This window comes from Frankia casuarinae (assembly GCF_000013345.1).
In the GTDB taxonomy this organism is placed as follows: Bacteria; Actinomycetota; Actinomycetes; order Frankiales; family Frankiaceae; genus Frankia; species Frankia casuarinae.
In genome coordinates this window covers 4408031-4420909 of the sequence record NC_007777.1, presented here as the reverse complement: position 1 = coordinate 4420909, position 12879 = coordinate 4408031, and the positions used below count along the sequence as shown (strand labels likewise).

Sequence of the window (12879 nt, the reverse complement as noted above, 5' to 3'; positions counted from 1 at the left end):
TTGTTCCGGGTTTGCTCAACTGGATCGCCGGCCGGTTTTCTGGCGACGTTTCGTGACATGCAAATAGCTTACCGACGACCTCGGTGCGTCGGCGTAGCAGGGTAGTGGCCCTGCGTTGTTCGATGCGCGGTGAGCGGACTGTCGTGATAAGTCTGACCGCATGCTTGTTGCCTTCAGTGTCACGCCCATCGGTCAGGGCGAGGGGGTCGCGGATCTGGTCGCCGAGGCGGTCCGGATAGTGCGGGCCAGTGGGCTGCCCCATGAGACGACCGCCATGTTCACCACGATCGAAGGCGAGTGGGACGAGGTGATGGACGTCGTCCGCCGGGCCACCGAGGCGGTCTCGGCCCGTGCTGGCCGGGTGAGTCTGGTGCTGAAGGCCGATCTTCGCCCGGGAGTCACCGACGCTCTGCACACGAAGGTCGCCGCGATCGACCGGTTGCTGGCCGGGGGCGAGACCGGCGCGGACGCCACTGATCGTTGACCGCGGCCGGCGGGCAACGGCACGCGGCCCGCGGCCCGCCGGCCCGGATTGGGCGTCTGTGTCCGACCCCGGGCGAGGCGGACATGAGGACCGGAAAAGTCGTCCGGTGCCGAGCCCACTGACCGCGACCAGATGCCACGATGGAGGCATGCAACGTAGGCCACCAGTCCCATCCAGATCGCCGCGCGGTGCGGGAGGCGCGGGACGTCTGCCCGAAAGCCTCGGCGGTCTGCGCCTCGCCGGCGCCGTCCCGCTCGACCCCAAGCCGGCGACCCCGCCTCCCCCCGCCAGCAGCGCCGCCACGGCCGCGCCGGACGCCCGTCCCGGCGCGCCAGCCGGGCCCGTGGTCATCGACGTCACCGAGGCGAGCTTCGCCACCGACGTGGTCAGCCGGTCGATGCAGGTTCCCGTAGTGCTGGACTTCTGGGCCTCCTGGTGCGGCCCGTGCAAGCAGCTCAGCCCGATCCTGGAGAAGCTCGCCGCGGCGGACGGCGGCCGGTGGATCCTCGCCAAGATCGACGTCGACGCGAACCCGGGCCTCGCGCAGGCCGCCGACGTGCAGGGCATCCCCGCGGTGAAGGCGGTGATCGGCGGGCGGATCATCGGAGAGTTCACCGGCGCCGTGCCCGAACGGGAGGTGCGGAGCTGGCTCGATCAGCTGCTCTCCCTGGTCGGCGAGGCGATGGGCGCAGTCCCGGGCGCGGCAGCCGCGGGCGGCCCCGCCCGTGACCCACATGTGGCGGCGGCCGAGGCGGCGCTTGCCCGTGGCGACTTCGACACCGCGGTCGAGTCCTACCGCATCCGGCTCACCGAGGCGCCCGCGGATCCCGAGGCCCTGACCGGGCTCGCGCGGGCCGAACTGCTGCGCCGGGTGCATGGGTACGATCCGGTGGACGTCCGCAACCGGCTGGTGGCGAATCCGGACGACGTCGAGGCCGCGGTTGCCGCGGCCGACCTGGGCATCGCGCAGGGAGACGTGGCCGGGGCCCTCGCTGGTCTCGTCGAGGTCGTCCGCCGGACGGCGGGACCGGAGCGGGAAAGGGTCCGAGCGCACCTCGTCGGGCTGTTCCAGGCGTTGGGTGACGAGGAGCCCGCGGTGGCCCCGGCTCGACGCTCCCTGGCAGCCGCTCTCTTCTGAGGACGCGGCAGTCGAGTTGTGGGGAGCCAGTGCACGGTCCAGGGACCGCGGACCGTGCTCAGATCCCCACATTCACCGGCTGAAGGCGAGCTGACGGAGGCCCCGTACGGCGCCCTGGGCCAGGGGTCCCCGCACTGCGGCGAAGCCCCGATGGCTATCCCAGGAGGCTATCCCAGGAGGGTCGCCGAAGGCGAGCTGACGGAGGCCCCGTACGGCGCCCTGGGCCAGGGGTCCCCGCACTGCGGCGAAGCCCCGATGGCTATCCCAGGAGGCTATCCCAGGAGGGTCGCCGAAGGCGAGCTGACGGAGGCCCCGTACGGCGCCCTGGGCCAGGGGTCCCCGCACTGCGGCGAAGCCGCCGTGCGGGGGAAGGCACTAGGCGGGGGAGAGCCAGATGGCCCCGAGAGGCGGCAGCGTCAGGGTTGCTGAGGCGTCGAGACCGTGATGCGGCTCCTCGACAGCCTGGACCGAGCCGAGATTGCCGATGTTGCCGCCGCCGTAGCGGTACCCGTCGGTGTTGAGTATCTCGCGCCAGCGGCCGGGGAACGGCAGCCCGATGCGGTAGCCCTCGTGCCCGATGCCGGCGAAGTTGGTGACGCAGGCCAGCACGCCGCCCGCCGGGTCCTCGCCCGACCACCGCAGGAACGAGAAGACGTTGTTCTCCGCGTCGTTCGCGTCGATCCAGGAGAAGCCCGCCGGGTCGGCGTCGTGTTGGTACAGGGCCGGGACCGTCCGGTAGAGACCGTTCAGGTCGCGCACGAGGTCCGCGACACCGGCGTGGGCGGGATCGTCCAGCAGGGGCCATTCGAGGGACGCGGACTCGTTCCACTCGTTGTCCTGGGCGAACTCGCAGCCCATGAAGAGCAGCTTCTTGCCGGGATGCGCCCACATGTAGGCGAGCAGCGCCCGCAGGTTCGCGAGCTGTGCCCAGCGGTCGCCGGGCATCTTGCGTAGCAGTGAACCTTTGCCGTGGACCACCTCGTCGTGGCTGAACGGCAGGATGAAGTTCTCCGAGTAGGCGTACACCATCGAAAAGGTCATCTGATGGTGGTGGTACATGCGGTGGATCGGCAGCCGGGAGTTGTAGTCGAGGGTGTCGTGCATCCACCCCATGTTCCATTTGAAGCCGAAGCCCAGGCCGCCGAGGTGGGTGGGGCGGGTGACCCCGGGCCACGCGGTCGACTCCTCCGCGATCATCATTGCGCCCGGGAAACGGCGGTAGACGGTGGCGTTGGTCTCCTGCAGGAACGAGACGGCGTCGAGGTTTTCCCGGCCGCCGTGGATGTTGGGCAGCCAGCCGCCCTCCGGCCGGGAGTAGTCGAGGTACAGCATCGAGGCGACCGCGTCGACGCGTAGCCCGTCGATGTGGAATTCCTCGAACCAGTACAGGGCGTTTGCCACGAGGAAGTTGCGTACCTCGGGGCGGCCCAGATCGAAGACGTAGGTACCCCAGTCGGGCTGTTCACCGCGGCGTGGATCGGGATGTTCGTACAGGGGGGTGCCGTCGAAGCGGCCCAGCGCCCAGGTGTCCCGGGGGAAGTGCGCCGGCACCCAGTCGACGATCACCCCGATGCCGGCGCGGTGCAGCGTGTCCACAAGGTGGCGGAACTCGTCGGGGCTGCCGAAGCGGGCCGTCGGGGCGTAGTAGGCCGACACCTGGTAGCCCCAGGAGCCGCCGAAGGGATGCTCGGCCACGGGCAGCATCTCCACGTGGGTGAAGCCGTTCTCGACGACGTACGCGGTCAGTTCCTCAGCGAGCTCCCGATAGGACAACCCGCGCCGCCAGGAGCCCAGGTGGACCTCGTAGACGCTCACCGGCTCGGTGCGCCAGGCCGTCCGGGCCCGCCGGTCGAGCCACGCGCCGTCGTTCCAGGTGAAGTCGGAGGCGAACACCACGCTCGCGGTGGCCGGCGGCACCTCGGTGTGGAACGCCAGCGGATCCGCCTTCTGCCGCCAGATCCCGTCGAAGCCGAGGATCTCGTACTTGTACCGGGCGCCGGTGCCGGCGCCGGGGACGAACAGCTCCCAGATCCCGGAGCGGCCGAGCGAGCGCATCGGGAAGGCACGCCCGTCCCAGAAGTCGAAATCGCCGACGAGCCGCACTCCCCGCGCGGAGGGGGCCCACACGGCGAAGCTGACCCCGGTGACTGTGGCGCCGCCCGGCGTCGTCAGCGCGCGCGGATGCGCCCCGAGCACCTTCCAGAGCTGTTCGTGCCGGCCCTCGATGATCAGATGGAGGTCCATCTCACCGAGGGTGGGCAGGTGCCGGTAGGGGTCGTCGATGAGGTACGGGCCGTCCGGGTAGGTCACCTCGATGCGGTAGTCGGGCAGCATTCCCGGCACGGCCACTCCGAACACCCCGCCGCTGTGCAGCCGGGTGGCCGGGTAGCGGGCCGGCCCGACGAGGACGGTCACGGCCCTCGCATCGGGGCGCAGCACCCGGACGACCGTGGCGTCGCTCCCGGGATGCGGGTGCGCCCCGAGCAGCGCGTGCGGGTCGTGATGCGCCCCGCTGACCAACCGCTCCAGGTCGTCGTAGGGCAGGTCGACCGAGACCGCGGGCGCAACCGCGGGCGGGTCTGCGGGCAGGGCCGATGGTGGGGCCGATGGTGGGGCCGATGGCACGGCGGGATCGTCGGCGGTCTGTCCAGGCTGGGCGCTGGCGGACGATGCGTCGCGGTCCGCCAGCGCCACCCGGCCACCGCCGTTGCGGACGGCGGTGGCCGCCCCTCGGGGGTTCGGTCGGTCGGGGGCGAGCCCGGTGGCCAGGCGTCCCGTCCGCGCCGTGCCGTTGTTGACGTCGCCGTTGTTCACTGGGACACCCCTGCCTCTCTGCGCGGTGATTTTTCGGGTCTTCTGTCGGGTCTTCTGGCTGATCCGCGTCCGGGTGCCGGCACCGCTGCCGGGCGGCCGCCACGGCCCGGGCCGGGCCGTGGCTTACCCCGCCGACGGGCTGGACCGGGTCAGTCGTTCCACCGAGGACAGCGGGATCCCGATCCACCCCGGTCGGTGGCGGGCCTCGTACAGGATCTCGTACACGGCCTTGTCGAGCTCGAACGCACGCAGCACCACGGCATCCGCACGAGGATCGCGGCCGGCCGCGGCACCGTAGCCCCGGCAGAACGCCTCCCGGTTGCGATCTGCCCACTCCTGGGCGCGGTAGGCCAACGACGGCTCGTCACCGCGTTCGAGCAGCATCGACCGGGCCGCGTAGTCGAACGAGCGCAGCATCCCGGCGACGTCGCGCAGCGGCGATTCCAGCCCCACACGGTCGGCGACCGGGCGGACTGGCTCCCCCTCGAAGTCGAACAGCACCCAGCCCGAGTCGACCCGCAGGACCTGACCCAGGTGCAGATCGCCGTGTAGCCGTTGGAAGGGCCGGGGATGGACGGCCTGCGCCGACGCCCCCGTCACCTCGTCGTAGCTCTTGCGGATCGCCGCCTCGAAGGGACGCAGCTCGGCGACGGCCTCGACCGCCGCATCCAGCCGGCCATGCAGGTAGGTCACCAGGGAGCGCAGGGCATCGGCGGTCGCGGGCCTCGTCGGCAGCGTCCGGGCGAGGTCGGCGTGCACCTCGGCGGTGGCGGTACCCAGCCGCTCGGCCTCCGCGGCGAAGTCGCCGCCGACCTCGTCGGCGTGCAGGTCGGCCTCGGCGTACAGGTCGCGCACGCTGGCCAGCGCCAGTCGCCAGCCCTCGGTACCGCTGCGCAGGTACTCCTGGAGGAATCCGAAGGTGGTCGGTGTCCCGTCGACACGGCCGGAGTACCAGGCGACGGGGCGGGCCACGTGTGTGCTGCCCGCCTCCGCCAGCGCCCGGGTCACCTCCAGATCGGGGTTGACGCCCGGCCAGAGCCGCCGGAACACCTTGAGGATGTAGGCGTCGCCGTAGACGATCGAGGTGTTGGACTGCTCGGCGCCGACGGCGTGGGCGGGCAGGATGTCCAGTGGTTCCAGCGCCTCGGCGACGAGGCCGTCGCGGTGTGTCGACCGGCGGAGGAAACTCAGCAGGGCCGAGCTGCCATCGGGGTCGTGCAGGCCGTCGTAGACCAGGCCGCCGGCACTCTCGCCGATCAGGAAGCCCTCGTGGCCGAAGGGCGCGTCCGAGCGGATGACCACCGGAACCTGGTAATGGTCCGACGGACCGTGGTCGTAGTCGACGTCAACGACGAGCAGCCGTAGCGGTTCGAAGACCATGACGTCGTGACGGATCCGCAGGCCGCCCCCGGATCTGCCCTTCCCGGCGAACCAGCGCTGCCGGGGGAGCCACTCGCGCAACAGGCCGGTCAGTTCCGCGTGGTGGTCACCCATCATCGACCTCCCGGTGCCCGTCCTCAACGATCATTATGCCAGCTAACCTAACGTCCACTGCCTCCATAGCAGCCTTTTGCCCGACCCGGGCCGGGCCGCACGTCGTTCAGGCGGTTCCAGTGCTCCTTGGCTGTTCCTTGCCCGACCGCCCCGACGGCCTCCGTTGCCCCGGTCCGCCCAACGCGGCTAGGGGGTGAATTCCCCCGGTCTGGTCACCGCGAACCAGTAATGTCCGTGACCTGGCAGTGTCAGCAGGTAGGGAAGCTCGCCGATCGGCGGGAAGTGCACCCGGCCGAGCAGCTCCACCGGAACCATTCCCTCGAAACGACGCAGATCGAGCTCCACCGGCTGGGCGAAGCGGGACAGATTCGCGACGCACAGGACCCGGTCGTCGCCGAACTCGCGGACGAAGGCGAAGATCGAGGGATTGGACGCGCCGAGCTCGGTGTAGTCGCCGAGCCCGAAGACCGGATGACGCTTGCGTACCTCGATCATCCGCTTGGTCCAGGCCAGGAACGAGGTCGGCATGCGCTGTCCGGCCTCGACGTTCAGGGCCTGATAACCGTAGACCGGATCCATGATCAGGGGAAGGTACAGTCGGGCCGGGTCCGCGGTGGAGAAACCGGCGTTACGATCCGGTGACCACTGCATCGGAGTCCGGACGCTGTCCCGGTCGCCCAGGTAGATGTTGTCGCCCATCCCGATCTCGTCGCCGTAGTACAGCACTGGCGAGCCGGGCAGCGAGAGCAGGAGCGCGGTGAACAGCTCCATCTGGTCACGGCTGTTGTCCAGCAGCGGCGCCAGCCGGCGACGAATGCCGATGTTGGCTTTCATACGCGGATCTTTCGCGTATTCGGCCCACATGTAGTCCCGTTCCTCGTCGGTCACCATTTCGAGCGTCAGCTCGTCGTGGTTGCGCAGGAAGATGCCCCACTGGCAGTTCGGCGGGATCTGGGGTGTCTGAGCAAGAATTTCCGAGATTGGGTAGCGGGACTCCCGCCGGACCGCCATGAAGATGCGCGGCATCAACGGGAAGTGGAACGCCATGTGGCACTCGTCGTCGTTGCCGAAGTACTCGACGACGTCGGAGGGCCACTGGTTTGCCTCGGCGAGCAGCACCCGGTCGGCGTACTTGGCGTCGACCTCCTTGCGGACCCGCTTGAGGTACTCGTGGGTCTCCGGCAGGTTCTCGCCGTTGGTGTTCTCCCGGACATAGAGGTAGGGGACCGCGTCGAGCCGGAACCCGTCGATGCCGAGATCGAGCCAGAAGCGCAGAACCTCCAGCATCGCCTCCTGGACCTCGGGGTTGTCATAGTTCAGGTCGGGCTGGTGGGAGAAGAAACGGTGCCAGTAGTACTGACCGCGGACCGGATCCCACGACCAGTTCGACTTCTCGGTGTCCACGAAGATGATCCGGGCGTCCGGGTACAGCTCGTCGCTGTCGGACCAGACGTAGAAGTCCCCGAACGGCCCGTCGGGGTCGGAGCGGGACGCCTGGAACCAGGGATGGGCGTCCGAGGTGTGGTTCATCACCAGATCCGCGATGATCCGGATGCCCCGGCGGTGGGCCTCGTCAACCAGGCTAACGAAGTCGCCGAGGTCACCGAATTCCGGCAGGATCTGAAAGTAGTCACTGATGTCGTAGCCGCCGTCACGCAACGGCGAGGAGTAGATCGGTAGCAGCCACAGACAGTCGACACCGAGCCACTCCAGGTAGTCGAGCCTGGAGATCAGGCCGCGAATGTCCCCCGTGCCGTCGCCGTTGGAGTCCGCGAAGCCGCGGATGAGCACCTCGTAGAACACGGCTCGCTTGAACCAGTGTGGGTCGCGTAAAGTCCCCCCGACCGGCATGGCGGGGGCCGGGCCGGGGGTGTGGTCGCCGATCGGTTCGCTGAGAGGCTCAGAATCCATCACGACCGGGCCCGCACAGCGAAGACGTGCGCGGGCTCGACCGCCGGGTCCAGCCGCACGTAGTTCTGCTTGCCCCACGCGTAGGTGGCACCAGTGATCTCATCGGTGACCTCGAAGGAGTCTTCCCAGCCGAGGCCGAGGGCCGGCATGTCGAGCCGCACGGTGGTCTCCCGGGGAGCGTGCGGGTCGAGGTTGACGACGATGAGCACGGTGTCGGCGGCGGCCGTGTCCCCGGGATCCGTGCCGTCCGCCCGCAGGGAGTCCACCCGCTTGGAGAAGACCATGATCTCGTCCCCGTCGGCATGGTGGAAGTGCAGGTTGCGCAACCACTGCAGGGCGGGGTGGGCACGGCGGATCTGGTTGAGTCTGGTCAGGTACGGCGCGAGCGACTGGCCCGCACGCTCCGCCGCGGCCCAGTCGCGTGGCCGGTACTGGTACTTCTCGGAGTCCAGGTACTCCTCGCTGCCCGGTCGGACCGGGGTGTTCTCGCGCAACTCGTACCCGGAGTAGACGCCCCAGGTCGGTGACAGCGTCGCAGCGAGCACCGCCCGGATCCGGAACGCCGCCGGGCCGCCGTGCTGCAGGTACTCCGGCAGGATGTCCGGGGTGTTGACGAAGAAGTTCGGCCGCATGTAGTGCGCGGCCGACACCAGTTCGCGCGCGTACTTCTCGAGCTCCCACTTCGTGTTGCGCCAGGTGAAATAGGTATATGACTGGGTGAAACCGACCTTGGCGAGCGTGTGCATCATCGCCGGCCGGGTGAATGCCTCCGCGAGGAAGAGCACATCTGGTTCGGTCGACTTCACCTGGGCGATGAGCCATTCCCAGAACTCGACGGGCTTTGTATGCGGATTATCGACACGGAAGATTCGTACTCCGTGTGCAGTCCAGTACCGGACGACGCGCAGGATCTCCTGATAGAGCCCGGTCGGGTCGGCGTCGAAGTTCAGCGGATAGATGTCCTGGTACTTCTTCGGCGGATTCTCCGCGTAGGCGATGGAGCCGTCACTACGCACGACGAACCACTCCGGGTGATGCTTCGCCCATGGATGGTCCGGCGCGCACTGCAGGGCGAGGTCCAGCGCGATCTCCATGCCCAGCGAGCGTGCCCGGGCGACGAACAGGTCGAAGTCGTCGATCGTGCCGAGGTCGGGATGCACGGCGTCGTGGCCGCCGTGTTCGCTGCCGATGGCCCACGGCGAGCCGGGGTCCGTCGGACCGGGGGTGAGGGTGTTGTTGGGACCCTTGCGGTTGACCTCGCCGATCGGATGGATCGGCGGCAGGTACACCACGTCGAAGCCCATCGCCGCGACCGCGGGCAGGCGTTCGGCCGCGGTGAGGAAGGTCCCGGACCGGGGCGGGTCGAGGCTCGCGCCCTCCGAGCGCGGGAACATCTCGTACCAGCTGCCGTAGAGGGCGCGCCGACGATCCACCCACAGCCGGTACAGCGGTGAGCGGGTCACCAGTTCGCGCAGCGGACAGGCGTCCAGCAGGCTCACCAGCTGGGGATCGAGGGCCGCGGCGATCCGGTCGCGGGGGTCGGTGCAGTCGTCGTCGCGCAGCGCGGCCACGGCGAGAGCGATCTCCGCCCGGCGCGGTTCGGGGACTGCGGGCAGGGCCCGCAGCAGCAGGCGCGCACCGTCCTCGAAGTCCACCGCGAGTTCGTCCGTGCTCTGGCCCGCGCCGACCTTGAGGGCAATACCGTGCCGCCAGGTGGCGACCGGATCGGCCCACGCCTCGACCCGATATCCCCACAGGCCTTCGGTCCCGGCGGTGATCTCCGCCTCATAACGGTCGGTACCGGGGCCGGCGGAGCGCATCCGGATGAACGGAGTTCCCTGCCCGTCGGGACCTGACAGCACGACGTTCGCGCCGATGAGGTCATGACCCTCGCGGAACACCGTTGCACCGACGGTGAGAATTTCGCCCGCGACCGCCCGCGCCGGCCACTGGCCACACGAGACGGTCGGTGTCACATCGGAGACGACAACCCGGCCTACTGAACGTCCGATCATCATGACGACCTTATCCAGACGAACCACACCTCAATGGTCCGCCCTGTACGTGGCGATTGGCGACACCTCTGTGTGAACTGCCCGCGACCATCGCATGGGCGATTGTTGTCGTTGGGATGGGTCGGTCCGTCCCGCCCGGATGGCCCGCGCTGAAGGCAATGTTCCCCAGTTGCGGCCCTGTCGAACGTCCGAACCTCCTCTGTTGCGGTGCTCCGGGTGCGGGGTCGAGGTCGGAGCGTCACCGGGGTCCCGGCGGCGGACGCCCGGCGCATTCCGGAATCATTGTGGTGATGTTGTGTGATGGGGTCGGGGTGGCTCGGGTGGTGTTCCGCCGCGGTTGCCGGCGCGTAAAGGGGTGGCCCGATCGTGGCGGGCGGGCGGCACCGGGACGATTCGGGCGCAGCCGGCGCGGCTACGGGGCGGTGTGGCACCGGCTGCGGGAACCTCGTGGCCCACTCGTTCGTCCCGCAGGGCACAGTACTCCGGCCACGTGGCCTTCGTGGGCGGAGAGTCACTGTGGCGTTCACGCCGCGCAGTAGGCTGCCGGCGCCCGGGGACACCCGGGGACACCCGGGGCGCACCTCGCCCCGGGTCGCCGGCTTCCGCGGGGGCCGCTCGAGCGGCCCCCGAAACATCTGAACGGCAGCAACATCTGAACGGCAGCAACATCTGAACGGCAGCCCTTTCGAACAACGCACAGCAGGAGGAGCAGTGGGAGTCAGCCTCAGCAAGGGCGGCAACGTGTCGCTGACCAAGGAGGCGCCCGGACTCACCAACATCCTGGTCGGGCTCGGCTGGGACGTTCGGAGCACAACCGGCGCGGACTTCGACCTGGACGCGAGCGCCATCGCGTGCCGGGCCGACGGCAAGGTCGTGTCGGACGGGCACTTCGTCTTCTTCAACAACCTCAAGAGCCCCGACGGTGCGATCGAGCACCAGGGCGACAACCTGACCGGCGAGGGTGAGGGCGACGACGAGGCCATCACGGTGAACCTCACATCCCTGCCGGCGGAGATTGACAAGATCGTCTTCCCGGTTTCGATCTATGACGCGGACTCGCGGCAGCAGAACTTCGGCCAGGTCCGCAACGCCTTCATCCGGATCGTCAACGGCGCCGGCGGCAGCGAGATCGCCCGCTATGACCTCACCGAGGACGCCTCCACCGAGACGGCCATGGTGTTCGGCGAGGTCTACCGGCACGGCGCGGACTGGAAGTTCCGAGCCGTCGGACAGGGCTACGCCTCGGGTCTGGCCGGGATCGCGCGCGACTTCGGCGTCAACGTCTGAACCCCGGATACGTCTGAACCCCGGATGCGCAGTCGGGCTCGGTCAGGCGACCGGGTCCGACCGGGTCACTGGGTCTGACCGGGTCACTGGGTCCGACCGGGTCCGACCGGGTCACTGGGTCCGACCGCGCCGGCCGGCGCGGTAATGACCAGATGCTATGGGTCCGGTCGTGTGTGGGTGACATGTACAGGTAGAGCGATACACATCGGGTGTAGCACTTTTGTCAGGTCGTGCCCACCAGACGAGCAGTTACGATGCCGACGACCGCCGCACCGGGCCAGCAGGCCGCGGGACGACGCGGTCTCCGGCGATGCTTGAGCGATGCGGGATCCGACGGACCGCGGATCCGCCCGCGCGGCGCGGCCGGGGTCTGGCGACCGGTCCGGGAGGGTGTTGGTAGGCGTGCACGCCTTGCGAATCTTCGGATGGTCCTTGGCGATCACCGTTATCGGGGTGGCCGCGGCGGGGGTGATCGGTGGCCCCAGGAACGCGGCGCTCGTCGCGATCCTCGCGGTGCTCGAGATCAGTTTGTCCTTCGACAACGCCGTCATCAACGCGACGATCCTCGGCCGGATGAGCCAGTTCTGGCAGAGGATCTTCCTGACGCTCGGCATCCTGATCGCGGTGTTTGGCATGCGTCTGATCTTCCCGATCGCCATCGTGGCGCTGACCGCGCATCTCGGTCCGCTCGAGGTCTTCGACCTGGCGCTGAACGACGGTGCCCGGTACGCGGAGAAACTGGGTGACGCGCATCCGGCCATCGCCGCGTTCGGCGGGATCTTCCTGTTCATGCTGTTCCTGGACTTCCTGTTCGACCCCGAACGGGAGATCCAGTGGATCAAGAAGCTGGAGGAGCCGCTGCGCAGGGCGGGCCAGCTCGATGTGGTTCCGATCGTGCTTGGGCTCATCGCCCTGCTGGTGGTCGGCCAGGCCTTCGCCGGCGACCACCAGCAGCAGGTGCTGCTCTCCGGGGTGGCGGGGCTCGCGACCTATCTGGGCGTGCGGGGACTCGGCGAGTTCTTCGAGGCCCGCGGTGTGGGCGCCGAGGACGATGACGACGATTCCGTCGCCGAGTCGGCAGGCTTGGCCCCGGTCCGGTCGAACGGTACCGGCGGCCCGCCGAAGTTGGTGCTCGCCACCGGCAAGGCCGCCGCGTTCCTCTTCCTCTACCTCGAGGTCATCGACGCGTCGTTCTCGTTCGACGGAGTCGTCGGCGCCTTCGCGATCTCCCAGAACATCTTCGTCATCGCGGCCGGTCTCGGGATCGGCGCGATGTACATCCGGTCCCTGACCGTCTACCTGGTCCGGCGGGGCACTCTCGGCGAGTACATCTACCTCGAGCACGGTGCCCACTATGCGATCGGGGCGCTGGCCATCATCCTGGCCATCTCGATCGAGACCGAGGTTCCGGAGATCGTCACCGGTCTCATCGGGGTGGCCTTCATCGGTCTGTCGCTGCTGTCCTCCATCCGCCACCGGTCCGCCGAGCGCGGTTTGGCGGGTGCCGGGTCCGTCCCGGGCGAGGACGAGGGCGGCCCGGGGCAGCCACGAGAGGCCGTCGGCGCCCCGATGTAGCGGCCGTGCGCCGGGCGGCGACAGCCGGCCGGCGCACCGGGCCTGGGTGGCCGGTCTGGAGAGCGCCGCCGCGGATGTGACATCGTCGGGTACTGGCGTCCGATCCTGCCAGGCGATGATCACCTGATCATGGATGACACCCAGCTACCGCGAGGGAGCGG

Annotated in this window: 8 protein-coding genes; 4 read left to right on the top strand and 4 right to left on the bottom strand. The window is 69.1% G+C overall.

The genetic code is table 11. The features are described 5' to 3' along the window. Positions 1 to 160: 160 nt before the first annotated feature. Both FRANCCI3_RS18610 and FRANCCI3_RS18605 read left to right on the top strand, forming a co-directional pair. A complete protein-coding gene (locus FRANCCI3_RS18610) occupies positions 161 to 484 on the top strand; it encodes an MTH1187 family thiamine-binding protein (RefSeq protein WP_011438060.1) in 324 nt (107 codons plus the stop codon). A gap of 148 nt (positions 485 to 632) precedes the next feature. Continuing rightward, positions 633 to 1622, top strand: a complete 990-nt coding sequence (locus FRANCCI3_RS18605) for a tetratricopeptide repeat protein (protein WP_011438059.1) — start codon at positions 633 to 635, stop codon at positions 1620 to 1622. A 375-nt stretch (positions 1623 to 1997) separates the two neighbouring features. On the opposite strand, the gene glgB is transcribed toward FRANCCI3_RS18605, so the two are convergent. The 4 genes from glgB to FRANCCI3_RS18585 all read right to left on the bottom strand — a co-directional run bounded on the left by glgB (position 1998) and on the right by FRANCCI3_RS18585 (position 9859). Further along, positions 1998 to 4436 (bottom strand): 1,4-alpha-glucan branching protein GlgB, encoded by a 2439-nt coding sequence (glgB, locus tag FRANCCI3_RS18600; RefSeq protein WP_011438057.1) that lies wholly within the window; start codon positions 4434 to 4436, stop codon positions 1998 to 2000. A 123-nt stretch (positions 4437 to 4559) separates the two neighbouring features. Continuing rightward, the gene (locus tag FRANCCI3_RS18595) at positions 4560 to 5930 is read right to left on the bottom strand and encodes a maltokinase N-terminal cap-like domain-containing protein (protein ID WP_011438056.1); all 1371 of its coding nucleotides are present in this window, start codon (positions 5928 to 5930) and stop codon (positions 4560 to 4562) included. A gap of 186 nt (positions 5931 to 6116) precedes the next feature. Further along, complete coding sequence (gene treS / locus FRANCCI3_RS18590) at positions 6117 to 7841, bottom strand: maltose alpha-D-glucosyltransferase (RefSeq protein WP_011438055.1); 1725 nt, start codon at positions 7839 to 7841, stop codon at positions 6117 to 6119. Then, positions 7841 to 9859 (bottom strand): alpha-1,4-glucan--maltose-1-phosphate maltosyltransferase, encoded by a 2019-nt coding sequence (locus tag FRANCCI3_RS18585; protein WP_011438054.1) that lies wholly within the window; start codon positions 9857 to 9859, stop codon positions 7841 to 7843. Before FRANCCI3_RS18585 ends, treS begins: the two co-directional genes overlap by 1 nt. A 708-nt stretch (positions 9860 to 10567) precedes the next feature. Here FRANCCI3_RS18585 and FRANCCI3_RS18580 point away from each other — a divergent pair. Continuing rightward, positions 10568 to 11143: a TerD family protein gene (locus tag FRANCCI3_RS18580; protein ID WP_011438053.1), complete on the top strand. Its 576-nt coding sequence runs from the start codon at positions 10568 to 10570 to the stop codon at positions 11141 to 11143. Between the two features lie 402 nt (positions 11144 to 11545). Further along, complete coding sequence (locus FRANCCI3_RS18575) at positions 11546 to 12718, top strand: DUF475 domain-containing protein (RefSeq protein WP_011438052.1); 1173 nt, start codon at positions 11546 to 11548, stop codon at positions 12716 to 12718. Positions 12719 to 12879: the final 161 nt, after the last annotated feature.